We start from the raw sequence: 26,921 nt of genomic DNA on the forward strand, positions 1-26,921 counted from the left end.
CAGCCTTGAACTCGTCGGTGAAACGTTTGCTGGTCATAGATCCTCCGATCCTCAATAGACACTATCAGGTGTCTACGGAATCGGGGGCGTACCAGACTTCATGGCAGCTTGCTCAATTTTTCGCATGACTGTGCCAATGAGCGGCTTGCGAGGCAGCCATGCTGGAAGGGTTTCTTGTTGCCACCCCACGAGTTCTGAAAATTGCTCCTCACTCAGTTCTTGATTGCAACGGAGAAAGATCACGTCCTTGGATGCAAGGCCTAAGCAAGTAATGAGCTCTGCATCGTCGTTGAAGTAGTGCTCCCGGCCCGTAATAAGGATGCCTCCTGACGCCTTTTGGACGAGGTCCTTCACGCCTATGAGCGATTGCTTGCGGATTTCAAGGAGCTTCGTTGGATCATCGCTCCAAGTCTGCGCGCCGATTTCGTCAAAGCCGTCAAGTAGGTATACGGTTGCTCCCGAAAAACCGACTTTCAGAATGTCGCTCACCCGTTCACCCAGGCCGAGCTCTGTGAAATGTCTTGTAAGCATTTCAGAGGCACGCTTTAGTCCCCAATTTTCGCGAAGATTGATCGCGATGGGATTCTTGTAATGCTTGAGGGAGCTGCCCGAAAGTTCGGTATAGACTTCTTTGACGCAACGGCTTTTACCGACACCGTATTCGCCAATGAGAACGATCGATTTCCCCTCGATCAGCTTCGTGGCGATTTTTCGCGTGTCGAACATCTCGCCAGTATTTGTGTAGTAGGTGACGGGGACGTACGAACTTTCATCAGGCTTTCCGGAGTAAAGGTCAATCGCTGATCCAAATGCCGCCTTCGAGCGAAGTGTGGTGTAGTTCCCGAGTCCTAAGAGAGAGTTGAAGAATTGAGAGACGGAGTAAACCTGGACGAAGTTGGCTTGGCCAGTTTCGATCAGTGCGGGTGTCGGTTCGCTGAGGGTCACGAAGATGCATCGCGGAAAGATCCCCTTCCCGATGAAGTAAGGTCGCACAGAATTGAATTTTGCGATGTCCGTTCGCAGTTTTGTGATGGTGTGTTCTTTGCTAATTTCGACGATTACTGCTTCGCCAGCTGGGAGTCGAATCACACAGTCGCATCGAACGCCTGCAATGTCTTCCGCCCTCGCTGCCCCGCCGAACTTCAGCTCGGCAAGCGCTCGGACAGTTGCTTCTAGCCCTTGCCATGGATCCACGGATCTGGATTGTTTGCCAGCCATAGGGATTTTTGCGCCGTATTTCGAATTTCGTCCTTTAGAGGCCACGGTAATCGTTCCTTGTATTGAGGCGGCGGATTCGACTTGAATTATGCGCCGCAGGATCCCTGAAGATTAAGTGCGGCACTAGCTAGGGTATCACTTAAAAGGAGGCATCTTCTTAAGTAAGGCAATAAAGGGCTTAAGTTCTGTTTTGAGCTGGTGGAAAGTGGGCTCCTGCTGTTATCCGGAGGTACCGATCCTTTCGGGGTTACTCAATAACCTTCCCGCAGTAAAGTAAAGTTGCGATCATCTTCCAAGATGGCGCCTCTTCGGCCTCGACATCAAGTCCAGACATGGTCGCAAAGAGGAAGGAGGAAATATTGCCAGCCGAGTTCTCCTTCGAGCCTGAGACGGTTGTCTGCTCGCTCTAACTTTTCTGCGAGGAGTCGTTCTTTAGCTAGGGCTTCTACGAACAAAAGAAAAGACGCTTTGCTGTCGACTTCATCGAGCAGCTCTTCTATAGATTTCGATCGCTGCAATATGTGCCCGATGGCGGCGCGAGCTTCTGTTGATAGCTCTTCGTCACTGGATGAGGCTAACGGAGCCAACTCAGTTACGTCGTGTTTCGTGCCTACACAAGCTAGTGCCTGGATGGCGCTACTAGCGAGCAAGTGGTCGTCGGCGTGAATCAGTTCGAGTGCTTCGATTCTAATATCCGCAGATACTCCGGCGACCAACTCCTCCTCGTCTTCAATCCATTTCTCGTAGAGCCAGTGGCCCTGATCAGGAGCTTCCAGATATTTTTTCGACCGCTCGATTAAGCGGACGGCAATAGCCTTCGAATCACTCACGATATTCCCCCTGTCTGCTTTTCCCTGCATCCGTCCTAACGGCGGATTGAATCGGTCCATGCAACGGGCCGGAGATTGCGGGAGCCGCAAGACCGTTGCAAGAGTGCCAAGAAGGGGCTTTGAGAGAGCTAGGTCTTCGGAAACAAAAAAGCCCGACGATCTCTCGCCGGGCTTTTTCCTGCTTCATTGGTGGAGGTGGCGGGAGTCGAACCCGCGTCCGAAGGCGTTTGACGCCCGGTACTACATGCTTAGCTCACCGTTAGATCTCATCCCGCGACAGCACAGTGTGCGAAGCGCATCGAAGGACCAGCCTGCTTGATTTAACCCTTACCGACAGGCGGCAGCTTTGGGCGATCTCGTGATAGTGACCCTACATCCACGAGCACGAGCACAAGTGGGTTCGGGGCTAGGCCTTAAGCGGCCAGAGCGTAGTTGTCGTCGTTGGCAACTATAAGTTTGCAACTGGATTTACGAGGAAAGTCGCCCCCTCGGCATGCACCAAGCTATCTCACTACCCCCGTCGAAGCCAGGACACCCCCGGGGAAAAGATTGCTGGAACGCGACAGTATATGGAGCCGCACGGGCTCACTTCAAGCTTGCGGATGCACCGCACTGTGCCGCTATCGTTGGCCCACGCAGACGACAGGGGAAAGCGCATGACCAGGGTTCGGCTGGCGGTACAGAGCGATGCGGGCGCGCTGACGGAACTGCGCTGCGCCTTTCTCGAGGAAATGGGGCAGCGGCTACCGGATGGCTTCTCCGACCATCTGCGCGACTGGATCGAAACCGCGCTGCAAGCCGGCCGGCTGCATGCCTGGCTGGCGGAGCACGAGGGGCGGGTGGTGGGCAGTGCGGCGGTCAATCCTTATCCGCACATGCCTTCGGCGAATTATCCGACGGGGCAGGGCTGGTACCTGCTCAATGTCTACGTGAAGCCGGCGCAGCGGCAGGGCGGCATCGGTACGGCGCTGCTGGCGGCGGTGGGCTCGGCGGCGCGGGAGCAGGGCGTGGATGCGCTCACTTTGCATGCCAATGCGCGGGCCAGGGCGCTGTACGAGCGCCACGGCTTCAAATCTTCGAACGATGCGATGAAGCTGGGCCTCGCCTGAGGTCGCAGCTTTAAGGCCAGGCCTCAGGCGCGGTTGTGGGCGCGCATGGTGCGCTGCTTTTCGCGCTGCCAGTCGCGTTCCTTCTCGGTCTCGCGCTTGTCGTGCGCCTGCTTGCCGCGGGCCACGCCCACTTCGACCTTCACCTTGTTGCCCTTCCAGTACATGGCCATGGGCACCAGGGTGTAGCCCTTGCGTTCCACCGCGCCGACGAGCTGGTCGATCTCCTCGCGGTGCAGCAGCAGCTTGCGTGTGCGGCGGTCCTCGGCCACCACGTGGGTGGAGGCGCTGATCAGCGGCGGGATCGAGGTGCCTACCAGGAAGATCTCGCCCCTCAGCACGATGGCGTAGCTGTCGCCGAAATTGATGCGGCCGGCGCGCAGCGCCTTCAGCTCCCAGCCCTGCAGGGCGATGCCCGCCTCGTAGCGCTGGTCGATGTGGTACTCGTGGCGGGCGCGCTTGTTGAGCGCGATGGTGCCGCTGCCTTTGTTGTCTTTGTCCTTAGCCTTGGCCATGTCCGCTAAACTTCGGGGCCGACGACCCCGCTGGCGATGCGGCCGGGGGCCGCACCGAGTGATTCGAAGAAGAGGCTGATGTGATCGAGATCCGCCGCAGCGCGCTGGTGAAGTATTCCCCGGCGCAGATGTTCGACCTGGTCAACGATGTCGAAGCATACCCAAAGCGTTTCCCCTGGTGTGCCGGGGCCGACGTGCTGGAGCGCGGGGAGAACATGCTGGTGGCGCGGCTGGATCTCAAGTTCGCCGGCCTGCGCCAGAGTTTCACCACCCGCAATACCACCGAGCGTCCGCACCGGCTGCACATGAGCCTGGTGGAAGGGCCATTCCGCAGCCTGGACGGCGTGTGGGACTTTCTGGCCCTGGGCGACGCCGGCTGCAAGATCAACTTCGCCCTCGATTTCGACTATGCCGGCGGATTGGCCGGCGCCGCGCTGAAGATGGGTTTCCAGGCGCTGGCCAGCCGCATGGTGGAGGATTTCGTCCGCGAGGCGGAGCGCGCCTATGGCTGAGCGCATCGTGGTGGAAGTGGCCTATGCCGAAGCGGGCCGCCAGTGGGTGTTGCCGGTGGAACTGCCGGCCGGCGCCACGGTGATGCAGGCGATCGAGGCGTCCGGCTTGATGGCGCAGGTACCGGGGCTGCAGATCGACCCGGCGCGGCTGGGTGTGTTTTCCCGCAAGGCAGCGCCGGACCAGGTGCTGGAAGACGGCGACCGGGTGGAAATCTACCGGCCGCTCAGCCTCGATCCGAAAGAGGCGCGTCGGCGGCGCGCCCAGAACACCTGACGGCTTAGTTGCCGCCGTTGTTGCCGGTCGGGAAGGTGTTGCCGTCCTTCTTCTGCTCTTCCGGCGTCTTGGTCTTGTCGCCCGAGGTCTCGTCCACCGGGTAGCCGGCGCGGAACTTCTTCTGCTCCTCGACCAGCTTCTTGGCGTCCTCGGCGAAGAAATCGCCTTCGGTACGCACCAGGCTGTCGTTATTGAAGCTCAGGCTCAGCGTGCGCACCTTGATCGGGCCGCCGCGGTGCTGCTGGGTGGACACGTAGTCCCAACGGTTCTGGTCGAACGGGGTGGCCACCGAGGGCGAACCCATCAGCACCAGCACCTGGCGCTTGGTCATGCCGGGCTTGAGCTGATCCACGTTCTTCTTGTCGAGCAGGTTGCCCTGCTGCACGTCGGGGGTATAGACGAGTCGGCAGCTGGCCAGGGACAGGCCCAGCAAGGCGAAACCCAGCGTGCGGATCAGCTTGTGCATGCGTGTTGCGTCCGGATCGTGAAGGTGGCGGATGATACACTATCGAGTTGATGGCACCGTGTGCCTGGAGGTCGAGCGATGGAACAGGAAACCAAGGAACTGCGCAAAGCCGGGCTGAAAGTGACCCACCCCCGCATGCGCATCCTGCAGATTCTTGAGGAGGAGGAGGCTCACCACCTCACCGCCGAGGACATCTACAAGAAGCTGCTCGCCCACCAGGAAGACATCGGCCTGGCCACCGTGTACCGGGTGCTGACCCAGTTCGAGGCCGCCGGCATCGTGGTGAAGCACAATTTCGAAGGCGGCCAGGCCGTCTACGAACTGGATCGCGGCAAGCATCACGATCACATGATCGACGTGGACAGCGGAAAAGTGATCGAGTTCGTCAGCGAGGAGATCGAACGCCTCCAGCATGAAATCGCGGCGCGGCATGGGTATGTGATCGAGGATCACAGCCTGGTGCTGTATGTGAGGCCGAAGCCGCGCGGGCGTTGAGTTTCATTGGGATGAAAAAAAGCCGGTGGCCCAGCCACCGGCTTTTTTTTGCCCCCTCTCCCCGCTGGGGAGAGGGCTGGGGTGAGGGGGCGGGCGGAGCGGGGTGCTGAGGGCCGAAGAAAGCCTCAGGGCTTTTCTTCGCTTCGTAGAAAGACTGGCGCTAGAGCGGCCCCTCATCCGGCTGCCGCCACCTTCTCCCCGGAGGGGAGAAGGGACTCATTCCTGGAGGGGGGCGGCGGAAAAACACACGCCCATAAAAAAAGCCGCGGGAGGACTCCTGTCCACCCGGCGGCTGATCCGCTACCGATCGGCTTCCTGACGGGGCGAATTGCTCGCCAGTTTGTCAGGCTATGCCCTCCGGTAGCGGAGGAACGGCTTCCTGCCGTTCTTCATGCCCACCGTCCCCACGGTTGGCATGGCTCACCATCTTGCGATGGTGGCTCCCCCACATCGATGGGAAGGATGCTAACGAGCTGTTCACGAGCCCGGTATTGGAAAATTTCCTAGAAGTGGGAACTTTCTGGAACGGTTTACAAACGCTGTGTGAAGCCGTTCGCATTGCTGCTGCGCAGCAGTATGCGCAGGTGCACGCCCTGCGATTCCGGGCGCAGGCGGAACACGCCGCCCAGCGAGGTCACGCGGTCGCGCATGCCCTGCAGGCCGCGGCCGCCGCGCGGCATGCGGGTGGGCAGGCCCACGCCGTCGTCGCGGATATCCAACAGCGCCAGCGCGCCGCCCTGGCGCTCGCCGATGCGCAAACGCAGCTGGAAAGTGGACGCCTGCGCATGCTTCACCGCATTCGTCGCGCTCTCCTGCACCAGACGGTAGATGGCGGTGCGCGTGTCTTCGTCCAGCAGGCGCGGGTCGCCGTGCAGGTCGGTGCGGTAGATGACGCCGGCGGTGGCGAGCAGATCGCGGATGGGGCCTTCGTCCAGCGCGCGCAGCAGGCCGAATTCGTCGAGCACGGCGGGGCGCAGGTCGTCCAGCAGGCGATGCAGCGCGCGGCGCATATGGCCCAGGATGCCATTGATCGACAGGCCGATATCGTCCATGCCCGCCTGCGCCAGGCGCGCCTGCGCCAGCTTCAGGTGGGTGGAGATCGCGGTGAGGTTCTGGCCGAGTTCGTCGTGCAGTTCGGCGGCCATGTGGCGGCGCTGGTTTTCCTCGGCCTGCAGGTTGCCGCGCGCGGCGTCGCGCAGCTGGCGGGCGAGCTGGTCCAGGCGGCGATTCACCGCGGCCAGGTACACGTTCTGCTCGGCCACGCGCTCGCTGCTGCGGCGTAGCGCGTCGGTGGCCGCGCCCAGCATCAGCGCGCCGGTGCCGGCGACGGCGAGGAACAGCTGCGCGGGGGCTTCCGGCGCGGGGCGGCCGGCGAAATGGTCGACCACCGTCATGCCCAGGCTGGAAATGAGCATGGCCAGGCTGGCGCCGCGCCAGCCGTGGCGGAACGCGAAGAACAGCACCGGCGCCAGCGACAGAATGCGCGCGAACTGCGGTTGCGGCGCGGGGTGCGAAGAAAGCAGCAGCAAAATCGCCAGCGCCGGCAGCATCACCAGCAGGCCGTCCATGGTGAGGTTGGCCAGCGCGCGATGCTCCAGATGCGCGCGGAACAGCATGATCAGCAGCGGCACCACCAGCAGGGTGCCGACGTAATTGCCCAGCAGGTCCTGGCCCAGCGCGCGCATCAGCAGCTGCGAGGAAGGCACGGCGTGCACGGCGGTGAGGATCGCCGCATCCACCACCGTGGTCGCCGCCACGGTGAACGCCGCCGACAGCAGCAGGCGCGAGACGTCTTCCGGATCGCGCATGCTCACGTGCAGCTGCGCGCGGCGCATCAGCCACAGGCACAGCGTCACCACGACCGGTTCCGGCAGCTCGCCCAGGATCAGCCCCTGCCAGCCCAGCGGCATGCCCTGGGTCAGCGCCAGCAGGGTGGTGGCGCCGAATTCGGCGAACAGCAGCCACGGCCACATCCGCGTGGGCGACAGCAGCAGGGCGCCGAAGCGCAGGCCGTAGGGCAGCATCCAGTAGGGCTGCTCGGTCGGCCACAGCAGCAGCCACAGCAGGAAATAGCCGACGCAGGCGAAGATGCCGGCCCAGGGCAGGAACAGGGGTCTCGAAAGCATGGCGGCGATGGTACATGCGGCCAACGGCGGAGCGAGGGGCTTGGGGGGCAAGAGTGATGGGTGTCGCTTCGCCCGGACCCTCATCCGGCTGCCGCCACCTTCTCTCCCACGGGGACTACCTTCGGGTCGCCGGAGGGAGAAGGGTTCGAAGTTGGGGACTGAGGTGGCCCGTGGGCAAAGGACCGGGGGCTGCTATACAGTGCGGACCCATGTACAGCATTGTCCTGGTCGATGACCACGCCATAGTCCGCGAAGGCTTCAAGCGGCTGATCGAATTGGAGCCGGACCTCGAGGTGGTGGCCGAGTGCCGCAGCGCCGACGACGCGGTGGAAGCCGTGAGCCAGCGCCGCCCCGACCTGGTCGCCCTGGACCTCTCCCTGCCCGACGGCAGCGGCCTGCCGCTGATCGAGCACCTGCGCAGCGTGGCCGACCAGACCCGCATCGTGGTGCTGAGCATGCACGACGGCGAACCGTATGTTTCCGAAGCGCTGCGCCGCGGCGCCAGCGGCTACGTCACCAAGGGCGTGGCGCCGGAAGAGCTGGTGGCCGGCCTGCGCGCGGTGATGCAGGGCGAGTGTTTCCTGAGCTCCGATTTGCGCCAGCGCCGCGCCGAACGGCCGAGCGAGGCGCTGGATCCGATCAACCGCCTCACCAGCCGCGAGCGCGAGGTGTTTCTGCTGCTGGCGGAAGGGCGTGCGCCGAAGCAGGTGGCAGGTGAGTTGGGGATCGGACAGAAGACCGTCTACATCCACCGCGCCAGCCTGATGGGGAAGCTGGGGGCGGGGTCGGAACTGGATCTTTACCGGATGGCGAGCGAGCGGGGGTTGTTGCCGCGGCGCGAGGGGAAGGGCTGAGGCTTCAGCCTTTCAAGCTAGCCACAACCTCTCCCGTCATTCCGGCGTAGGCCGGAATCCAGTAGCGGGGCGCCTGATAAATGCGTGGGCGTTCAAAGGCATGGCCTTTGTGCTTTTCGCGATAATCCGACGCTGACGTCACTGGATTCCTGCCTGCGCAGGAATGACGAGCAAAAGCTCAGGCCGTCTGCGCCCTATCCAGCATCTGCTTCGCGTGCGCCCGCGTCTCCTTGGTGATCTCCACCCCGCCCAGCATCCGCGCCAGCTCGTCGCGACGTCCGTTCGCATCCAGCTTCTCGATCCGCGTCTGCGTCGAACTGCCGTCGCTGTGCTTGCTCACCCGCAGATGCGCATGCCCCTGCGCCGCCACCTGCGGCAGATGGGTGACGCACAGCACCTGCCGCTGGCCGCCCAGGGCGCGCAGCTTCTGGCCGACCACTTCGGCCACGGCGCCGCCGATGCCGGTGTCCACTTCGTCGAACACCATGGTGCCGACCGTGTCCTTGCCCAGCGTGGCCACTTCGATGGCCAGGCTGATGCGTGCCAGTTCGCCGCCGGAGGCCACCTTGCGCAGCGGGCGCGGCGGCTGGCCGGGGTTGGCGCTGACCAGCAGCTCGCAGCGTTCGCGGCCCTGCGGGTCCGGTTCGTCGCTGCCGGCCGGTTCCAGCTCGATCACCAGCTGGCCGCCGGCCATGCCCAGTTCCGACATCAGCGCGCCGACTTCCTTGCCCAGTTTGGCGGCCGCCGCCGTGCGGGCTTTGCTGAGCTTCGTCGCCGCGGCGTCGTAATCGCGGCGCAGCTGGTCGCGCTGGGCGGCCAGCTGTTCCAGCGCTTCGCCGGCGCCTTCCAGTTCGGTGAGTTCCGCGCGCAGGGCGGCGGTTTTCTCGTGCAGGTCGGACACCGGCGTGCGGTGCTTGCGCGAGAGCTCGTGCAGGCGGGTGAGGTGGGTGTCGACCTCGGTGTAGCGCTCCGGGTCCAGGTCCACGTCCTGGGCGTAGCGATTGAGGCCGTCGGCGGCTTCGCCCAGCTGGATGGCGGCGTCGTCCAGTAGCTGCAGCAGCGGGGCGAGGCGGTCGTCCAGGGCGGCCAGCTTGTCCAGGTCGGCGTGGGCGCGGGCCAGGGCGCGGCTGAGCGCCAGCTCGCTGTCGCCGTCGATCAGCTCGGCCACGCCGGAGGCGCCTTCGGCCAGCCGGCCGGCATTGGCCAGGCGCTTGTGGCTGGCTTCCAGCTCCGCCAGTTCGGCCGGGGCCAGCACCCATTGCTCCAGTTCCGCCGCCTCGTGGCGCAGCAGTTCCAGGCGCTGCTCGCGGTCTTCGCCGCCGCTGAGCTTGCGGATGCGCGCGCCGGCCTCGCGCCACTGCACGGCGCTGTCGCGGGCCTGGGCCAGCAGTTCGTCGTGGCCGGCGTAGGCGTCCAGCAGTGCCATCTGGTGGGCGCGGGAGAGCAGGGCCTGGTGCTCGTGCTGGCCGTGGATTTCCACCAGCAGGGTGGCCAGCTCGCCGAGCTGGCTGGCGCTGGCCGGACGGCCGTTGATCCAGGCGCGCGAGCTGCCCTCGGCGCGGATCACCCGGCGCAGGCGGCAGCTGCCGTCCTCTTCGTCCAGTTCCTCGCTGCGCAGCCATTCGCGCGCCTCGGGCAGGGCGGCCAGGTCGAATTCGGCGGCCAGTTCCGCGCGGTCGCTGCCGGCGCGGACCATGCCGCTGTCGGCGCGGCCGCCGGCCAGCAGCAGCAGGGCGTCGACCTGCAGGGACTTGCCGGCGCCGGTCTCGCCGCTGACCACGGTAAGGCCTGGGCCGAAGGCGATCTCGGCTTCTTCTACTACTGCGAAATGGCGGACGTAGAGCGAGGTAAGCATGGGGTATCGCGTCGGTGAGTCGGAGGATTGTAAAGGCAGACCCCGGCGGGGAGGAGCGGGCCTGAACGCCCCCGGTACCAGCCCCCGCCTGTCCGGTTTTCTTGCAAACTAGCGGACCAAACCTTATTTCTTAGCCGTCTCACGGATTGCCACAGCGCGCATGTCACGACCTCTCGCCCACGACCTGGATATCCGCGCCCGGCGGCTGCTGCGCACGCTGATCGCGCAGTACCTGGCCGACGGCGAGCCGGTGGGATCGCGCACCCTGTCGCGCTCCTCCGGGCTGGACGTCAGCCCCGCCACCATCCGCAACATCATGGCCGACCTCGAAGACGCCGGCCTGGTCGCCTCGCCGCACACCTCGGCCGGCCGCGTGCCGACGCCGCGCGGCCTGCGCCTGTTCGTGGACAGCCTGATCGAGCTGCAGCCGCTGCCGCACGAGGAGATGGCCCGCCTGCAGCGCGAGCTGCCGGCCGGCCCCACCACCACGCGCGACCTGCTGGGCAACGTGTCCAGCCTGCTCTCGGCCATGACCCATTTCGCCGGCGTGGTCACGGTGCCGCGGCAGGTGGATTTCCCGCTGCGCCATATCGACTTCGTGGCCCTGCCCGAGGCGCGCGTGCTGGTGATCCTGGTGTTCTCGGACAACCAGGTGCAGAACCGCGTGATCCAGCTGGCCAAGCCATTGGACCCGGGCGAGCTGGAACAGGCCGCCAATTACCTCAATGCGCATTTCGCCGGGCTGCGCCTGGACGACATCCGCGCCCACCTGCTGCGCGAGCTGCGCGAGGCCAGCAGCGAACTGAACCGGATGATGTCCAGCACGGTGGAGCTCGCCGCCGCCTCGTTCGCGCCGCAGAGCGAGAGCGACGACGTGCTGGTCAGCGGCCAGACCAACCTCATGGGCTACGCCGAACTGGCCAACCTGGAGCGCCTGCGCGAGCTGTTCGAGGCGTTCCAGAAGAAAAACGAGCTGCTGCAGCTGATGGAAGTGTGCGCCCGGGCGCCGGGCGTGCGGCTGTTCATCGGCGAGGAATCGGGCTTCGCGGCACTGGACGGCTGCAGCGTGGTCACCGCCACCTACGGCACCCAGGGGCGCGTGCTGGGGGCGGTCGGGGTGATCGGCCCCACCCGCATGGCCTACGAGCGGGTGATCCCGGTCGTGCAGGCCACGGCCGGCGTGCTGAGCGACGCCTTGAATCGCGCCGCCACGGCCTTATAACCGCCACGGGAGGCGGGGTTACCCGCGCAATGTAGGGAGGTCGGCACGCCGTGCCGGCCATGTTTGGGTTTTGGAGTCTTTCATGCAGAACAACGACCAGCAGGTGCCCAGCGGGGCGCCCGAGGCCAACGCGCCGGACGCGCAGGCCCACGCCGAACTCGAGGCCTTGAAGGCCCGGGTCGCCGAACTCGAAGCCGCCAACACGGAGCTGCGCGACACCGTGCTGCGCGAGAAGGCCGAGATCGAGAACCAGCGCCGCCGCCTGCACCGCGACGTGGAGCAGGCCCGCCGCTTCGCCAACGAAAAGCTGCTCAACGAGCTGCTGCCGGTGTACGACGGCCTGGAAATGGGCCTGACGGTGGAAGGCGGCGACGTGGCCAGCGTGCGCGAGGGCATCGCGCTCACGCTCAAGTCGCTGCTGAAGATCGCCGAGAACAACGGCCTCGTGCAGGTCGACCCGGTCGGCCAGCCGCTGGACCCGGAGCGCCATCACGCGGTGAGCATGGTGGAAGCGCCGGGCAAGGCGCCGAACACGGTGGTCAGCGTGCTGCAGAAGGGCTACGTGCTGAACGACCGCCTGCTGCGTCCCGCGCTGGTCGCGGTCGCCAAGGACTGACCTGGGTTTGGCCGCCTGAACGCGGCCACGCCGACAGCTTCAAAACACCAGAGAAGGGTCCGCCGGCGCGTTGAATCGCCTGAGCCGGGCCCCATTTGACCAGACATCGCGGCCGCGGGGCCGCATCGAGATTCGGAGCATACAGACATGGGCAAGATCATCGGCATCGACCTGGGTACGACCAACTCCTGCGTCGCCATCATGGACGGCAGTACGGCCAAGGTCATCGAGAACTCGGAAGGCGATCGCACCACGCCTTCGATCGTCGCTTTCACCAAGGACGGCGAAGTGCTGGTGGGCGCGCCCGCCAAGCGCCAGAGCGTGACCAACCCGAAGAACACCTTCTACGCGGTGAAGCGCCTGATCGGCCGCAAGTTCACCGACGCCGAGGTGCAGAAAGACCTGCACATCGTGCCGTACGGCATCGTCGCGCACGACAACGGCGACGCCTGGGTCAGCACCGCCGACGGCAAGAAGATGGCGCCGCAGGAGATCTCGGCGAAGGTGCTGATGAAGATGAAGAAGACCGCCGAGGACTATCTCGGCGAGCCGGTCACCGAAGCGGTGATCACCGTGCCGGCCTACTTCAACGACAGCCAGCGCCAGGCCACCAAGGACGCCGGCAAGATCGCCGGCCTGGAAGTGAAGCGCATCATCAACGAGCCGACCGCGGCGGCCCTGGCCTACGGCCTGGACAAGAAGGGCGGCGACCGCAAGATCGCGGTGTACGACCTGGGCGGCGGCACCTTCGACGTGTCGATCATCGAGATCGCCGACGTCGACGGCGAGAAGCAGTTCGAGGTGCTGGCCACCAACGGCGACACCTTCCTGGGCGGCGAAGACTTCGACCTGCGCGTCATCGACTACCTGGTGGAAGAGTTCAAGAAGGACCAGGGCATGGACCTGCGCAAGGACCCGCTGGCCCTGCAGCGCCTGAAGGACGCCGCCGAGCGCGCCAAGATCGAGCTGTCCTCCAGCCACCAGACCGAAGTGAACCTGCCGTACGTCACGGCCGACGCCTCGGGCCCGAAGCACCTCAACATCAAGCTGACCCGCGCCAAGCTCGAAGCGCTGGTGGAAGACCTGGTCAAGCGCACCATCGAACCCTGCCGCACCGCGCTGAACGATGCGGGCCTGCGCGTCTCGGACATCGACGAGGTGATCCTGGTCGGCGGCCAGACCCGCATGCCCAAGGTGCAGGAGTCGGTGAAGGACTTCTTCGGCAAGGAGCCGCGCAAGGACGTCAACCCCGATGAGGCCGTGGCCGTGGGCGCCGCGATCCAGGGCGGCGTGCTGGGCGGTTCGGTCAAGGACGTGCTGCTGCTGGACGTGACCCCGCTGTCGCTGGGCATCGAGACCATGGGCGGCGTGATGACCAAGCTGATCGAGAAGAACACCACGGTGCCGACCAAGGCCTCGCAGGTGTTCTCCACCGCCGACGACAACCAGACCGCGGTGACCGTGCACGTGCTGCAGGGTGAGCGCGAGCGCGCCAGCGCGAACAAGTCGCTGGGCAAGTTCGACCTCACCGGCATCGATGCCGCGCCGCGCGGCATGCCGCAGATCGAAGTGACTTTTGACATCGACGCCAACGGCATCCTGCACGTGTCGGCCAAGGACAAGAAGACCGGCAAGGAACAGAAGATCGAGATCAAGGCCGGCTCGGGCCTGTCCGAGGAGGAGATCGCCCGCATGGTCGCGGACGCCGAGGCCAACAAGGAAGAAGACCGCAAGTTCCAGGAACTGGTCAGCACCCGCAACAAGGCCGACCAGCTGGTGCACGCCACCCGCAGCGCGCTGAAGGAGCACGGCGGCAAGGTGCCGGGCGAGCAGCTGAGCACGATCGAAGGCGCGCTGTCGGAGCTTGAGAAGGCGAAGGACGGCGACGACAAGGCCGCGATCGAGGCGAAGATCGAGAAGCTGGAGCAGGCCGCGCAGGCGCTGAACGCGGCGGCCCAGGGCGCCGGTGCCGGTGGTCCGCAGGCCGGCCCGCAGGGCGGCGCTTCCGGTGCGGCCGACGACGTGGTCGATGCCGAGTTCACCGAAGTGAAGGGCGACGACAAGAAGTGATGGAGCGGCCGTCATGGCCGATCTGACGCAGCCCGCGCCTGGGGAAACCGAGGCGCGGGCTGTTTCGTGAGGAGAGTCATGGATCGCCGCCGATTCATGGAAAGCAGCGATCCAAGTCGGAAACCAGCATGAGCAAGCGCGACTATTACGAAATCCTCGACGTCGAACGGACGGTGACCGAGGTCGAACTGAAGAAGTCCTTCCGCCGCCTGGCGATGAAGTACCACCCGGACCGCTGTCCGGACGATCCGCATGCGCAGGAGAAGTTCAAGGAGGCCAAGGAGGCCTACGAGGTGCTGTCCGATCCGCAGAAGCGCTCGCTGTACGACCAGCACGGACACGCCGCGTTCGAAGGCGGCATGGGCGGGCGCGGCGCCGGCGGCTTCGGCGACATGGGCGATATCTTCGGCGACATCTTCGGCGACATTTTCGGCATGGGCGGCGGCGGGCGCGGACGCACGCGCCGCGGCGCCGACCTGCGCTACCTGATGGAACTGGATCTCGAGGAAGCCGTGTTCGGCGTCGAGAAGAACATCCAGGTGCCGACCCAGGTGAACTGCCACCACTGCAACGGCTCCGGCTCCGAAGACGGCAAGACCGCGCAGTGCCGCACCTGCAACGGCCACGGCCGCGTGCGCATGCAGAACGGCATCTTCTCGATCCAGCAGACCTGCCCGCATTGCGGCGGCGCCGGCCAGACCATCGAGAAACCCTGCCGCCCCTGCCGCGGCGAAGGCCGCCTGGAAGAAAACCGCACGCTGTCGGTGCGCATTCCGGCCGGCGTGGACACGGGCGACCGCATCCGCCTCACCGGCCAGGGCGAAGCCGGCGGCGCGGGCGCCGAGGCCGGCGACCTGTACGTGGAAGTGCACGTGCGCGACCACGCCATCTTCCAGCGCCAGGGCAACGATCTTTACTGCGAGCTGCCGATCCGTTTCGGCCAGGCCGCGCTCGGCGCCGAGCTGCTGGTGCCGACGCTGGAAGGCGAGGTGTCGATCCAGGTGCCGCCGGAAACCCAGACGGGGCAGCAGTTCCGCCTGCGCGGCCGCGGCGTGAAGTCGGTGCGCAGCGGGCGCACGGGCGACCTGATCTGCCACGTGGTGGTGGAAACCCCGGTGCGCCTGACCAGGCAGCAGCGCGAGCTGATGGAGCAGCTGGAAGCCACCTTCACCCACGACGACGCCGACCAGCACACGCCGCGCGCCAAGACCTGGGTGGATGGCGTGAAGCAGTTCTGGTCGCGCGTCACGTCGTAACAGCCGATCTTTGTCGGGATGTTGCGCCGGCGCGTGCCGGCGCTAGCATCGCCGCTTCACCGTCCGCAGGAGTTCCCGCATGAGCCGTCCTCTCCGCCTCGCCGTCGTCGGCGCCACGGGCCGCATGGGACGCGCCTTGCTGGACCTGCTGAAGGACGACGCCCGGTTCGAGGTGGTGGCGGCGCTGGCCTCGTCGTCGCGGCTGGGCGAGCCGGTGCATGCCGGCGAGGAAGGCCTGCGCTACACGCGCGAATGGCCGGCCGTGGCGCCGGAGGTGGCGATCGATTTCAGCGGCCCCGCTGGTCTCGGCGCCGCGCTTGCGCACTGCCGTGCGCACGGGATCGCCCTGGTCACCGGCACCACGGGGCTGGATCAGGCGCTGCAGGATCAACTCGCCGCCGCCACGCACGACATCCCCGTACTGCGCGCCGCCAACTTCAGCCTCGGCGTGGCCGTGCTGCGCCGCCTGGTGCGCGAAGCCGCGGCGGCCCTGCCGGACTGGGACCTGGACATTCTCGAAGCCCACCACAACCGCAAGGTGGACGCGCCCTCCGGCACTGCGCTGGCGCTGGGCGAAGCGGCGGCTGCCGGACGAAACGTGTCCTTGAGCGACAGCGCCGTCTATGCCCGCGAAGGCACCACCGGCCCGCGCGAGCACGGCAGCATCGGCTTTGCCGTGGTGCGCGGCGGCGACATCGTCGGCGAGCACGAGGTGTGGGTGATCGGGCAGGGCGAGCGGGTAGAACTCAATCACCGCGCCACCGACCGCTCGATCTTCGCCCGCGGCGCCATCGAAGCCGCGCACTGGCTGGCCGGCCGCCAGCCCGGCGCCTGGGACATCGACACCATGTTGTCCGAGCGCCTGCGGCGCTGAGCGGCTTGCTGCGGCCCGGCGGCGCCGCTACCATGCCGCCCGTTGTCATTGGGGAGTAGCCATCCTCGCTCCCGGAAGCTTCGCTTCCACTACCAGAGGAATTCGCGTCAACAGACTTGAAGCTTCGGCTTCATGGCGCGAATGGCAGCCGCTACCGGTCACGGTGGCCGCATGCCCGGCGAGACCTTTGGCGCGACGCGCTTGCCCGGCCGGGCGAGGTGCGTCGTTGCCATCGGTTATCCGCTCGCCCGGCCTAGGATTCGAAGCCCATGCTCACCGCCTTCCTGTTCCTGCTCTCGGCCGGCGCGATCTACGTCGCCTGCGAATACTTCGTCAACGGCGTCGAGTGGTTCGGGCGCAAGCTCAACCTTGGCGCCACCGCCACCGGCACCGTGCTGGCCGCGTTCGGCACGGCGCTGCCGGAAAGCGCCGTCACCTTCGTCGCGGTGGTGCTGGGCCGCACGCCCGAGCAGAAGGACATCGGCGTCGGCGCCGCGCTCGGCGGCCCGCTGGTGCTGGCGACGATCGCCTATGCGGTGGTCGGCCTGGCCTTGTGGGCCAATCGCCGCCGGCTGCAGCGCACCGACAACCTGGTGCGCGTGGAGCACGGACGCCTGGCGCGCGACCAGGGCTGGTTCCTCGCCATCTTCGTGGTCAAGTGCGGCCTGGGCCTGATCGCGTTCGCGTGGAAGCCCTGGCTGGGCGTGCTGTTCCTGGCCGCGTACGGCCTGTACGTGTGGCGCGAGCTGCAGAACGCCGACACCGCGCCGGAAGAAGAGGAACTGGAGCCGCTGAAATTCCAGCCCAAGGCGCTGGACCCCGCGCTGTCGCGCGTGCTGCTGCAGACCACGCTGGCGCTGCTGGTGATCGCCTTCGCCTCGCATACCTTCGTCAAGCAGATCGAGGCGATCGGCCTGGCCCTGCAGCTGTCGCCGCACCTGGTGGCGCTGGTGCTGAGCCCGGTGGCGACCGAGCTGCCGGAGACGGTGAATGCGCTGATCTGGGTGCGCCAGGGCAAGGAGCGGCTGGCGCTGGCGAACATCTCCGGCGCCATGATGATCCAGGCCACCATTCCCAGCGCGCTGGCGATCTTCGCCACGCCGTGGCTGTTCGATGCGCCGCTGATGGTGGCCGGCGTGCTGACGGGCGTGGCGGTGATCGCGCTGTGGTGGCTGTTCCGCCGCGGCCGCGTGGATGCGCGCTGGATGGTGCCGGTGGGCGGCCTGTACGGCGTGTTCGCGCTGTACGTGGCCTGGCATTTCGCCGCGTGAGCCGCGGGGCGCTGCCCACGGGCAGCGCCGTTCAGCCGTGGAAGCCGCTGCCGCCGCTGTAGAGCAGCCCGAAACAGGCTGCCACCAGCAGCAGGAGCACGGCGATCACCGAGGCCAGCCCCAGCAGCATGCCCCCGCCGGTGCGCGTGCGCCCGCGCACCAGCAGCACCACGGCCCATACCACCACCGCCACCGGCGGCAGCGGCCACAGCATGGCGTTGGTCTGCAGCACGGCGACTTCGCCGCCGATCATTACGGCCCAGGCGATGCCGATGCCGGCCCATAACGAGCCGCGCTGGTCGGGTGCCGGGCGCGGAGGAGTGGGCACCGGCGGCGCAGCGTTCTGGCCGGGGCCGGGCGACTGTTCGCTCATGCGTTGCTCCTTTCGATGGCGCGCGCCTGTTCGATCTCCTGCCGCAAGACGCGCAGCTTCTGCGCCTTGTCGTCGCGATAGAACAGGTTGAAGGTATCGAACGGCACGATGCGCCCGTCCGGCTGCGCGATATGCACGCAGGATTTCTTCACCGCGCGCAGGTCGAAACCGTGCGCGTCGATGAACTGCATGATCAGCACGCGGAACACGTTGCGGTACGACAAGTCGTTAGGCGCCTGCACCTGCGGCAGGCAGCACAGCAGGTCCGACAGCGAGCAGGCCTGCGATTCCGGCGAATGATTGGTGGCGAACAGCTCGAACACATGCGCGCGCAGTTCCTCGTCGCGCTCCACCACGATGGTGTTGCGGCCCTTGTTCACCAGGGTTTCCGGCGAGACGAAGCGGGTCAGCGGCAGCACCTGCTCGCCGAGCTTCAGCGCATAGGCCATGGCCAGGCAGTCCGGATTGCACGGCACCGGGATCAGGTCGTCGGGCTGGAACAGCGGGCTCTGTTCCAGGATGCGCCGGCGCACTTCGCTCAAGGTGAGGCGGTCGCGTTCCGGTTCGTAGCCTTCCAGCCGTCCGGCCGCCTGGATCGGCTGGAAAGTCACGCCGCGCACGCAGGGCTGGGTGAGGGCGAAGTCGATGATCTCGCCCAGCTCGCCGTCGTTGAGGCCTTTCTTCACCGTCACCACCAGGGTGGTGGAGATGTCGTGGCGGTTCAGATGCTCCAGCGCCTTCAGCCGCACGTCGCGCAGGCGGGCGCCGCGCAGGTCCTTGTGCACCTCGTCGCGCAGCGAATCGAACTGCAGGTACAGCTCGAAGCCCGGCAGGTACTCGGCCAGGCGCGCGGCGAAATCCGGCTCCTTGGCGATGCGCAGGCCGTTGGTGTTGACCATCAGGTGGCGGATCGGGCGTTGCCGCGCCGCGTCCAGGATGGCGAAGAAATCCGGATGCACGGTGGGTTCGCCGCCGGAGATCTGCACCACGTCCGGCTCGCCCTCGTTTGCCACCACCGCGTCGAGCATGCGCTCCACCGTGGCCAGATCGCGGAAGCCTGGGCGGTGCGGGCCGCTTTCGGCATAGCAGACCGGGCAGCGCAGATTGCAGTGGTCGGTGATCTCCACCAGCGTGAGGCAGGAGTGCTGCATGTGCTCCGGGCACAGACCGCAGTCGTAGGGGCAGCCGTAGTGCTGCGGCGTGTTGAAGCGCTGCGGCAGTTCCGGCGGCTTGATATAGATCTCGCGGCACTGCCGGTAATACGCCGCGTCGTCGGCCAGCAGCACGCGTTCGCGGCCGTGCTGCGGACACCATTTCTCCAGATAGACGCGCTCGTCCTTGATCAGGATCTTCGCTTCGACCCGGCGCAGGCAGGTGCTGCAGATCGAGATCGCGCTGTCGTAGAACAGATACGGCCTTACCTTGGCTCCCATGCGCCTCTCCTGGCGAACAGCACCCGCAGGATGCGGGGCAGCTCGCGATGGTAATAAAGCAGTCCGGCCACGCACAGAAGCTGCAGGCCGGACAGCGCATGCAGATAGGCGTAGGGCAGGGGCTTGATGAATTCGACCAGCAGCCGGAACGACAGGTAACCGATCATGAAGGAGCGGAAGCGGTCGCCGGGTTCGGCCAGCGCCTGGCGGCGCGCATGGATCAGCGCGTACTGCGCCAGCAGGAAGGCGATCTCGTAGAGCTGGGTGGGATGCCGCGGCATGCCGTCGCCGAAGTCGACGCCCCAGGGCAGCGCGGTCGGGTTGCCATAGGTGTGATCGTTCAAGCCGGCCAGGAAGCAGCCGACGCGGCCGATGCACATGCCCACGGTCAGCGGCAGCACGAAGGCATCGCCGGTGGAGTTGCGCACGCCGGCGATCTTCTTGGCCAGTTCCACCCCGGCCAGGCCGCCGAGCAGGGCGCCGACGATGGACTTGCCCTCCAGCAGATGCCACAGGTTGGGGAAGTCGCGGAAGGCGGCCAGCGGATCGTCCAGCCAGAACGCCAGCTTGGCCCCCAGGGCCGCGCCGACGATGGCGCCGACGGCCACCCAGGCCACATGGTCGTCATGGCTGAAGGCCTGGGGCGCCAGCTTGCGGCGCGTCCACAGGAAGGTCCGGAAGCCGATGGCGTAGGCCAGGGCCTCGAACAGGGTATGCAGCGCGACCGGACTCACCCTGGCCGGCCCGCCGCGCTCACGGCTCGACCGCGCTGGCATCCAGGCGGGTCAGTTCCTGCTTGGCGGCCTTCAGCCAGGGCTGTTCCTTGCGGCGGTAGTAGCCGGGCATCAGCTTGGCGCGGCGCAGCTGCGCCTCGAATACCTCGCGCGCCTCGGAGTGGCGCTGGTGCCGGCCCAGCAGGCGGCCGTAGCGGAAGCGGCCTTCCTCACCGGGGTAGCTGTCCGCCAGCACGCGGTATTCCTCCAGCGCCGCCTCGGTGTCGCCCAGTTCCTCCAGGCAGCGGGCGTAGAGCAGGTGGCCTTCACTGGACTTGAAGCCTGGGTTGGCCCCGATCAGCGCCTCCAGCGTGTGCCGCGCCTTGGCCGGGTCGCCGCCTTCGGCCTGGGCCCGGGCCAGGCCCAGCATGAAGCCCGGCTCGGTGGCGTACATGCCGGTGAGCAGGCTCTGGAACAGCTCCTGCGCATTGGCGTAGTCGCCCAGCTCCAGGCATTCCTCGGCCAGCCGGCGGCGGTTGTCGATGGTGTTGCTCAGCTCCAGCCGGCGCTGCAGCTCACGGCGGCGGCGCTGCGGGTCGATCACCTGCAGCGCCTTGCTGGCGGCCTTGCGGCCGCGCGGGTCATGGCGCAGGTCGGGCAGCACGGCGGCGAGGACATAGACCGCCACGGCCAGGTAGGAACCGATCAGGATCAGCCAGATCCAGTACATCGGCCGCCCGCTGCGCACCACGTGCACGGCGCAGCCGATCTGAAGGGCCAGGGACAACATGACGACGACGGGCATGCCCTCTCCTTAGGATGCAAGCGGTCGAAGTCCTTGATGCTACGCGAACGCGGGTTACCCGGGGAATCCACCCCGGGGTATGTCAGCCGCGGTGCGCCGCGTTGCGGTCGCGGTCCGCGCCGAGCTTGCGGTCCAGCGAGCCGAACAGCTTCTTGAAGGCGCGGGCGAACTTGCCGCGCTTGGTCTTGCGCAGCTTTTCCTCCTCGCTGGTGAGCCAGGCCACCTGGATCACCCGGCGCTCGCCCTCGTAGGGCAGGTGGCCGTGGAAGGAGTTGTCGCAGCGCTTGAACACCGCGAACTCGCCGTACAGCGGCTTGAGTTCGGGCGCGACGATGTCGTCGATATTGTCGATGCTGCCCAGGAAGCGCAGGCAGCCGTCGCTGGTGTCCGGCCACTGCGTGTTGAGGTAGAGCAGGGCGGTGGCGACCTTGGACTTGCTGTCGGTGTGGATGGTGCCGTGGCGCTTGTTGAGCGAGCGGCACAGGGTGACCAGGGTGGGGTACTGGCCCAGGTTCTCTATCCCTAGGCGCTTGCCGATCGCGCCGGCGAATTCCGGCGTGGTCAGGCGCTCGACCAGGGCGTTGACGGTGGGGCCGCAGTCGCTGGCGTCGTAGGGAAAGAAGCCGGCGCTGGCGTAGCGCGGGAAATCGCGTTCCAGGTCGGTGCGCGACTCGTCCGGCAGCTGCCCGTGGGCGATCAGGAACGGGAAGGGCTCCAGCCTGATATCCGTGTCCGGTCGGTCGAGGCGGGCAGGATCGAGCAGAACGGCGGCGCTCATGGGCGTGTGCATCTCCTTTGGAACGGGCGCTAGTGTAGCGCCTGTCCTGTCGTCCGGCGGACAAGAACACGCCACGTTCACGGCGGTGTCAGCGGTAGAGATCGGTGGACAGAACAGGCCTTCGCACCTATCATTGCGACCCGCCCAAAGACTTTCCTCGACCAAGGTCCACAAGCCAGCTGGTAGCGGCTTGCGGACTTTGCTGCACCTAAAAGGCGGCCCCCTCCATGCCTATTCCCGCTCTGCTTGCCCTCGAAGACGGCAGCGTATTTCACGGCCAGGCCGTGGGTGCGACTGGTGAAACCGTTGGCGAAGTGGTCTTCAACACCGCCATGACCGGCTACCAGGAGATCCTCACCGATCCCTCGTACTCGCGTCAGATCGTCACCCTGACCTATCCGCACATCGGCAACACCGGCGTCAACGCCGAGGACGCCGAGTCGCTGGCCGTGCACGCCGCCGGCCTGATCGTGCGCGACGTGCCGCGCCGCGCGAGCAACTGGCGCAGCACCGAGAGCCTGCCGGACTACCTCAAGCGCCTTGGCATCGTGGCGATCGCCGGCATCGACACCCGCCGCCTTACCCGCATCCTGCGCGACAAGGGCGCGCTGGCCGGCTGCATCGTCGCCGGCGAGCACGCCGACGCCGAGGCCGCGCTGGCCAAGGCGCGCGCCTTCCCGGGCCTCAACGGCATGGACCTGGCCAAGGTGGTCAGCGTGACCAGGCCCTACGCCTGGAAGGAAGGCACCTACGATCTGGACCGCCAGGCCTTCGCACAGCCGGCCACGCGCTTCAAGGTGGTGGCCTACGACTACGGCGTGAAGTTCAACATCCTGCGCCTGCTCGCCGCGCAGGGCTGCGACATCACCGTGGTGCCGGCGCAGACGCCCGCCGCCGAGGTGCTGGCGATGAAGCCGGACGGCGTGTTCCTGTCCAACGGCCCCGGCGACCCGGCGGCCTGCGATTACGCGGTGGCCGCCACGCGCGAATTCCTGGACGCGAAGATCCCGCTGTTCGGCATCTGCCTGGGCCACCAGATCATGGGCCTGGCGCTGGGCGCCAAGACCTTGAAGATGAAGTTCGGCCACCACGGCGCCAACCATCCGGTGAAGGACCACGACGACGGCCGCGTGCTGATCACCTCGCAGAACCACGGCTTCGCGGTCGACCCGGCCACCTTGCCGGCCAATGTGCGCGTCACCCACAGCTCGCTGTTCGACGGCTCGCTGCAGGGCTTCGCGCTCACCGACCGCCCGGCGTTCTGCTTCCAGGGCCACCCGGAAGCCAGCCCCGGCCCGCACGACATCGGTTACCTCTTCGAACGTTTCGCCCAGCTGATGCAGGAGTCCCGCTGAGATGCCCAAGCGCACAGACATCAAGAGCGTCCTGATCATCGGCGCCGGCCCGATCGTGATCGGCCAGGCCTGCGAGTTCGACTACTCCGGCGCGCAGGCCTGCAAGGCGCTGAAGGAAGAGGGCTACCGGGTGATCCTGGTGAACTCCAACCCCGCCACGATCATGACCGACCCGGAAACCGCCGACGCGGTCTACATCGAGCCGATCAACTGGCAGACGGTGGAACGCATCATCGCCAAGGAGCGCCCCGACGCGGTGCTGCCCACCATGGGCGGCCAGACCGGCCTCAATTGCGCGCTGGACCTGGCCGACAACGGCGTGCTGGAAAAGTACGGCGTGGAACTGATCGGCGCCTCGCGCGAAGCCATCCGCATGGCCGAGGACCGCGAGCTGTTCCGCATCGCCATGAAGGACATCGGCCTGGAATGCCCCAAGGCCGAGGTGGCCAAGACCTTCGAGCAGGCGCTGGACATCCAGGCCAAGGTGGGCTTCCCCACCATCATCCGCCCCAGCTTCACCCTGGGCGGTTCGGGCGGCGGCATCGCCTACAACAAGGAAGAATTCGAGGAGATCGCCAAGCGCGGCCTCGATCTCTCGCCCGTGCACGAAATCCTCGTCGAGGAATCGGTGCTGGGCTGGAAGGAATTCGAGATGGAAGTGGTCCGCGACAAGGCGGACAACTGCATCATCGTGTGCTCGATCGAAAACCTCGATCCGATGGGCGTGCACACCGGCGACTCGATCACCGTGGCGCCGGCGCAGACGCTTACGGACAAGGAATACCAGCGCCTGCGCGACGCCTCGATCGCCGTGCTGCGCAAGATCGGCGTGGACACCGGCGGCTCCAACGTGCAGTTCGGCATCAATGCCGAGGACGGCCGCGTGGTGGTGATCGAGATGAACCCGCGCGTGTCGCGCTCCTCGGCGCTGGCCTCCAAGGCCACCGGCTTCCCGATCGCCAAGATCGCGGCCAAGCTGGCCGTGGGCTACACGCTGGATGAGCTCAAGAACGACATCACCGGCGGCCTCACCCCGGCCTCGTTCGAGCCGACCATCGACTACGTGGTCACCAAGATTCCGCGCTTCGCCTTCGAGAAATTCCCCTCGGCCGATGCGCGCCTGACCACGCAGATGAAGTCGGTGGGCGAGGTGATGGCGATGGGCCGCACCTTCCACGAGTCGCTGCAGAAGGCGCTGCGCGGCCTGGAGATCGGCAAGACCGGCCTGAACCCGACCGGCGTGGATTTCACCAGCGACGAAGGCCTGGCCGCGCTCAAGCGCGAGCTGCGCGAGCCGCGCCCGGACCGCGTGTTCCACCTGGGCGACGCGTTCCGCGCCGGCCTGTCGCTGGAAGAGGTGTACGGCCTCAGCCGCGTGGATCCGTGGTTCCTCGCCGCGTTCGAGGACATCGTGCTGACCGAGAACGAAGTGCAGGCGCAGGGCATCAGCGCGCTGGACGCACTGCGCATGCGCGAGTTGAAGCGCATGGGCTTCTCCGACGCGCGCATCGCGGAACTGACCGGCACCGACGAAGCCGCCGTGCGCCACCTGCGCCGTACCCTGGGCGTGCGCCCGGTGTACAAGCGCGTGGATTCCTGCGCCGCCGAATTCGCCACCACCACGGCCTACATGTACTCGACCTACGAGGAAGAGTGCGAAGCCAACCCCACCAGCCGCGACAAGATCATGGTGCTGGGCGGCGGTCCGAACCGCATCGGCCAGGGCATCGAGTTCGACTACTGCTGCGTGCATGCGGCGCTGGCGCTGCGCGAGGACGGGTTCGAGACCATCATGGTCAACTGCAACCCGGAAACCGTGTCCACCGACTACGACACCTCCGACCGCCTGTACTTCGAGCCGCTGACGCTGGAAGACGTGCTGGAGATCGTCGATCTCGAAAAGCCGAAGGGTGTGATCGTGCAGTACGGCGGCCAGACGCCGCTGAAGCTGGCGCGCGCGCTCGAAGCGGCCGGTGCGCCGGTGATCGGCACCTCGCCGGACTCGATCGACCTGGCCGAGGACCGCGAGCGCTTCCAGCAGATGATCGAGAAGATCGGCCTGAAGCAGCCGCCGAACCGCACCGCGCGCAACGCCGACGAGGCGCTGGCGCTGGCGCGCGAGATCGGCTACCCGCTGGTGGTGCGTCCGAGCTACGTGCTGGGCGGCCGCGCGATGGAAATCGTCTACGGCGATGCCGATCTCTCGCGCTACATCCGCGAGGCGGTGCAGGTCTCCAACGATTCGCCGGTGCTGCTGGACCGCTTCCTCGACCACGCGGTCGAGGTGGATGTGGACATCATCGCCGACGCCGAAGGCAACGTGCTGGTCGGCGGCATCATGGAGCACATCGAGGAGGCCGGCGTGCATTCCGGCGACTCGTCCTGCTCGCTGCCGCCGTATTCGCTCTCCAAGGAAGTGCAGGACGAGCTGCGCCGCCAATCCGCGCTGATGGCGAGGGAGCTGAAGGTGATCGGCCTGATGAACACCCAGTTCGCCATCCAGGGCGACACCGTGTTCATCCTGGAAGTGAATCCGCGCGCCTCGCGCACGGTGCCGTTCGTGTCCAAGGCCACCGGCGTGCCGCTGGCCAAGATCGCCGCGCGCGCCATGGCCGGCCGCACGCTGACCGCGCAGGGCACCACCAAGGAAGTGATCCCGTCGTACTACTCGGTGAAGGAAGCGATCTTCCCGTTCCTGAAGTTCCAGAACGTGGACCCGATCCTCGGCCCCGAGATGCGTTCCACCGGCGAGGTGATGGGCGTGGGCCGCAGCTTCGGCGCCGCCTTCGCGCGCGGCCACGACGCCGCCGGCATCAAGACGCCGCCCAAGGGCAAGGTGTTCGTGTCGGTACGCGATGCCGACAAGGACCGCCTGCTGCCGGTGGCCAAGGACGCCGTGTCGCGCGGTTTCAGCCTGGTCGCCACCGAAGGCACGGCCGCGTACCTGGCCGGGCACGGCGTGGCCTGCGAGCGCATCAACAAGGTGGCCGAAGGCCGCCCGCATATCGTCGACCTGATCAAGAACGGCGAGATCGTCTATATCGTCAACACCACCGAGGGCAAGCAGGCGATCGCCGACTCGTTCTCGATCCGCCGCGAAGCCCTGCAGCATCGCGTCACCTACTCAACCACCGTCGCCGGTGCCCGTGCACTGGTGCATTCGCTGGACTACCACGGCGCCGGTGAAGTGCACAGCTTGCAGGAGCTGCACAAGGAGCTCACAGCATGAGTCGCGCCCCTATCACCAAACTGGGTTCCGAGCGCCTGCGCGCGGAACTGGAACGGCTGAAGTCCGTGGACCGGCCGCGCATCATCGCGGCCATCGCCGAGGCGCGCGCGCACGGCGACCTGAAGGAAAACGCCGAATACCACGCGGCGCGCGAGCAGCAGAGCTTCACCGAGGGACGCATCGCCGAACTCGAAGCCGCGCTGTCCACCGCCGAGGTGATCGACGTCACCCGTCTCAATCCCGGTTCGCGCGTGGTGTTCGGCGCCATCGTGGACCTGGAAGACGAGGACAGCGGCGAGGCGGTGACCTACCAGATCGTCGGCGACCTGGAGGCGGACATCAAACAGCGCCTGATCGCGGTGTCTTCGCCGATCGCCCGCGCGCTGATCGGCAAGAGCGCGGACGACAGCTTCGAGTTCCAGGCGCCGAACGGGACGAAGCGGTATGTGATCACCGGGGTGCGCTACAACTGACGTGGCTGGGGGCGCGAGGTTTTCCTCGCGCCCCTCAGCCCGTCATCCCGGCGCAGGCCGGGATCCAGTGGCGACTCCGTCTGGTGGTCGCTACTGACTTCAAGGGCTGAGCTTGTGACGTTCGTGTCCTATCCAGCGCCTCGCTACTGGATCCCGGCCTACGCCGGGATGACGCTGTAGGAAGTGCCCATAGGTTGGCGAC

Annotated in this window: 25 protein-coding genes, 1 other RNA gene and 1 riboswitch; of the genes, 14 read left to right on the top strand and 12 right to left on the bottom strand. The window is 66.4% G+C overall.

The genetic code is table 11. From position 1 onward, the window contains the following. Positions 1-72: 72 nt before the first annotated feature. From FHW85_RS20715 to ssrA, 3 genes are all read right to left on the bottom strand, one after another. Positions 73-1,263, bottom strand: coding sequence for a hypothetical protein (locus FHW85_RS20715; protein ID WP_168649529.1), 1,191 nt, complete (start codon positions 1,261-1,263; stop codon positions 73-75). 275 nt (positions 1,264-1,538) lie between these two features. Further along, positions 1,539-2,108 (bottom strand): hypothetical protein, encoded by a 570-nt coding sequence (locus tag FHW85_RS20720; RefSeq protein WP_168649530.1) that lies wholly within the window; start codon positions 2,106-2,108, stop codon positions 1,539-1,541. A 127-nt stretch (positions 2,109-2,235) separates the two neighbouring features. Next, positions 2,236-2,587: a transfer-messenger RNA gene (gene ssrA / locus FHW85_RS20725) on the bottom strand. 117 nt (positions 2,588-2,704) lie between these two features. Between ssrA and FHW85_RS20730 the strand changes: the two genes are divergently transcribed. Next, a complete protein-coding gene (locus tag FHW85_RS20730; protein WP_168649531.1) occupies positions 2,705-3,157 on the top strand; it encodes a GNAT family N-acetyltransferase in 453 nt (150 codons plus the stop codon). 23 nt (positions 3,158-3,180) lie between these two features. Here FHW85_RS20730 and smpB read toward each other — a convergent pair whose 3' ends face one another. Beyond that, positions 3,181-3,669, bottom strand: coding sequence for an SsrA-binding protein SmpB (gene smpB, locus FHW85_RS20735; RefSeq protein ID WP_167257706.1), 489 nt, complete (start codon positions 3,667-3,669; stop codon positions 3,181-3,183). An 80-nt stretch (positions 3,670-3,749) separates the two neighbouring features. Between smpB and FHW85_RS20740 the strand changes: the two genes are divergently transcribed. Together FHW85_RS20740 and FHW85_RS20745 are read left to right on the top strand one after the other, a co-directional pair. Continuing rightward, positions 3,750-4,181, top strand: coding sequence for a type II toxin-antitoxin system RatA family toxin (locus FHW85_RS20740; protein WP_167257705.1), 432 nt, complete (start codon positions 3,750-3,752; stop codon positions 4,179-4,181). Next, positions 4,174-4,455, top strand: coding sequence for an RnfH family protein (locus tag FHW85_RS20745; RefSeq protein WP_168649532.1), 282 nt, complete (start codon positions 4,174-4,176; stop codon positions 4,453-4,455). Before FHW85_RS20740 ends, FHW85_RS20745 begins: the two co-directional genes overlap by 8 nt. Before the next feature lie 4 nt (positions 4,456-4,459). On the opposite strand, the gene bamE is transcribed toward FHW85_RS20745, so the two are convergent. Beyond that, positions 4,460-4,921 (bottom strand): outer membrane protein assembly factor BamE, encoded by a 462-nt coding sequence (gene bamE / locus FHW85_RS20750; RefSeq protein WP_167257703.1) that lies wholly within the window; start codon positions 4,919-4,921, stop codon positions 4,460-4,462. A gap of 78 nt (positions 4,922-4,999) precedes the next feature. Between bamE and fur the strand changes: the two genes are divergently transcribed. Next, on the top strand, positions 5,000-5,416 hold the full coding sequence (gene fur / locus FHW85_RS20755; protein WP_167257702.1) for a ferric iron uptake transcriptional regulator: 417 nt from the start codon (positions 5,000-5,002) through the stop codon (positions 5,414-5,416). A gap of 530 nt (positions 5,417-5,946) precedes the next feature. On the opposite strand, the gene FHW85_RS20760 is transcribed toward fur, so the two are convergent. Next, on the bottom strand, positions 5,947-7,542 hold the full coding sequence (locus FHW85_RS20760) for an MASE1 domain-containing protein (RefSeq protein ID WP_167257701.1): 1,596 nt from the start codon (positions 7,540-7,542) through the stop codon (positions 5,947-5,949). Between the two features lie 209 nt (positions 7,543-7,751). On the opposite strand from FHW85_RS20760, the gene FHW85_RS20765 reads away from it, so the two are divergent. Further along, positions 7,752-8,396 (top strand): response regulator transcription factor, encoded by a 645-nt coding sequence (locus tag FHW85_RS20765; protein WP_026634366.1) that lies wholly within the window; start codon positions 7,752-7,754, stop codon positions 8,394-8,396. Positions 8,397-8,574: 178 nt separating this feature from the next. Here FHW85_RS20765 and recN read toward each other — a convergent pair whose 3' ends face one another. Further along, complete coding sequence (gene recN / locus FHW85_RS20770) at positions 8,575-10,251, bottom strand: DNA repair protein RecN (RefSeq protein ID WP_168649533.1); 1,677 nt, start codon at positions 10,249-10,251, stop codon at positions 8,575-8,577. Positions 10,252-10,411: 160 nt separating this feature from the next. Between recN and hrcA the strand changes: the two genes are divergently transcribed. The 6 genes from hrcA (at position 10,412) to FHW85_RS20800 (ending at position 17,560) form a co-directional block, all read left to right on the top strand. Then, positions 10,412-11,473 carry a heat-inducible transcriptional repressor HrcA gene (gene hrcA / locus FHW85_RS20775; RefSeq protein WP_167257699.1) on the top strand — a complete coding sequence of 354 codons (1,062 nt, stop codon included), beginning with the start codon at positions 10,412-10,414 and terminating at the stop codon, positions 11,471-11,473. Positions 11,474-11,555: 82 nt separating this feature from the next. Beyond that, positions 11,556-12,089: a nucleotide exchange factor GrpE gene (gene grpE / locus FHW85_RS20780; RefSeq protein WP_167257698.1), complete on the top strand. Its 534-nt coding sequence runs from the start codon at positions 11,556-11,558 to the stop codon at positions 12,087-12,089. A 105-nt stretch (positions 12,090-12,194) separates the two neighbouring features. Next, a complete protein-coding gene (dnaK, locus tag FHW85_RS20785) occupies positions 12,195-14,159 on the top strand; it encodes a molecular chaperone DnaK (protein WP_343203724.1) in 1,965 nt (654 codons plus the stop codon). 128 nt (positions 14,160-14,287) lie between these two features. Next, positions 14,288-15,415 (top strand): molecular chaperone DnaJ, encoded by a 1,128-nt coding sequence (gene dnaJ / locus FHW85_RS20790; RefSeq protein WP_167257696.1) that lies wholly within the window; start codon positions 14,288-14,290, stop codon positions 15,413-15,415. Positions 15,416-15,494: 79 nt separating this feature from the next. Continuing rightward, positions 15,495-16,289 carry a 4-hydroxy-tetrahydrodipicolinate reductase gene (gene dapB, locus FHW85_RS20795; protein ID WP_168649535.1) on the top strand — a complete coding sequence of 265 codons (795 nt, stop codon included), beginning with the start codon at positions 15,495-15,497 and terminating at the stop codon, positions 16,287-16,289. Between the two features lie 38 nt (positions 16,290-16,327). Then, positions 16,328-16,520: riboswitch (yybP-ykoY riboswitch) on the top strand. A gap of 38 nt (positions 16,521-16,558) precedes the next feature. Then, positions 16,559-17,560, top strand: a complete 1,002-nt coding sequence (locus tag FHW85_RS20800; RefSeq protein ID WP_168649536.1) for a sodium:calcium antiporter — start codon at positions 16,559-16,561, stop codon at positions 17,558-17,560. Between the two features lie 31 nt (positions 17,561-17,591). Here the strand turns inward: FHW85_RS20800 and FHW85_RS20805 are convergent, their stop codons facing one another. The 5 genes from FHW85_RS20805 to FHW85_RS20825 form a co-directional block, all read right to left on the bottom strand. Further along, positions 17,592-17,933, bottom strand: coding sequence for a hypothetical protein (locus tag FHW85_RS20805; protein WP_167257693.1), 342 nt, complete (start codon positions 17,931-17,933; stop codon positions 17,592-17,594). Continuing rightward, entirely contained in the window at positions 17,930-19,366 is a 1,437-nt protein-coding gene (locus tag FHW85_RS20810; RefSeq protein WP_168649537.1) for a radical SAM protein, read from the bottom strand. The genes FHW85_RS20805 and FHW85_RS20810 overlap by 4 nt, the downstream gene beginning before the upstream one ends. Next, the gene (locus tag FHW85_RS20815; protein WP_168649538.1) at positions 19,351-20,142 is read right to left on the bottom strand and encodes a prolipoprotein diacylglyceryl transferase family protein; all 792 of its coding nucleotides are present in this window, start codon (positions 20,140-20,142) and stop codon (positions 19,351-19,353) included. Before FHW85_RS20815 ends, FHW85_RS20810 begins: the two co-directional genes overlap by 16 nt. Then, positions 20,120-20,884, bottom strand: coding sequence for a tetratricopeptide repeat protein (locus FHW85_RS20820; protein WP_167257690.1), 765 nt, complete (start codon positions 20,882-20,884; stop codon positions 20,120-20,122). The genes FHW85_RS20815 and FHW85_RS20820 overlap by 23 nt, the downstream gene beginning before the upstream one ends. Positions 20,885-20,966: 82 nt before the next feature. After that, positions 20,967-21,662, bottom strand: coding sequence for a 2OG-Fe(II) oxygenase (locus FHW85_RS20825; RefSeq protein ID WP_167257689.1), 696 nt, complete (start codon positions 21,660-21,662; stop codon positions 20,967-20,969). 227 nt (positions 21,663-21,889) lie between these two features. Here FHW85_RS20825 and carA point away from each other — a divergent pair, with 227 nt between their 5' ends. From carA to greA, 3 genes are read left to right on the top strand one after another with little or no spacing between them, the layout of a single operon-like run. After that, positions 21,890-23,017 carry a glutamine-hydrolyzing carbamoyl-phosphate synthase small subunit gene (carA, locus tag FHW85_RS20830; protein WP_168649539.1) on the top strand — a complete coding sequence of 376 codons (1,128 nt, stop codon included), beginning with the start codon at positions 21,890-21,892 and terminating at the stop codon, positions 23,015-23,017. Between the two features lies 1 nt (position 23,018). Next, entirely contained in the window at positions 23,019-26,246 is a 3,228-nt protein-coding gene (gene carB / locus FHW85_RS20835; RefSeq protein WP_168649540.1) for a carbamoyl-phosphate synthase large subunit, read from the top strand. Beyond that, positions 26,243-26,719, top strand: a complete 477-nt coding sequence (gene greA, locus FHW85_RS20840) for a transcription elongation factor GreA (protein WP_167257686.1) — start codon at positions 26,243-26,245, stop codon at positions 26,717-26,719. Before carB ends, greA begins: the two co-directional genes overlap by 4 nt. Positions 26,720-26,921: the final 202 nt, after the last annotated feature.

Origin of the sequence: Dyella sp. SG609 (genome assembly GCF_012275375.1) — a bacterium.
Classification (GTDB): domain Bacteria; phylum Pseudomonadota; class Gammaproteobacteria; order Xanthomonadales; family Rhodanobacteraceae; genus Dyella_D; species Dyella_D marensis.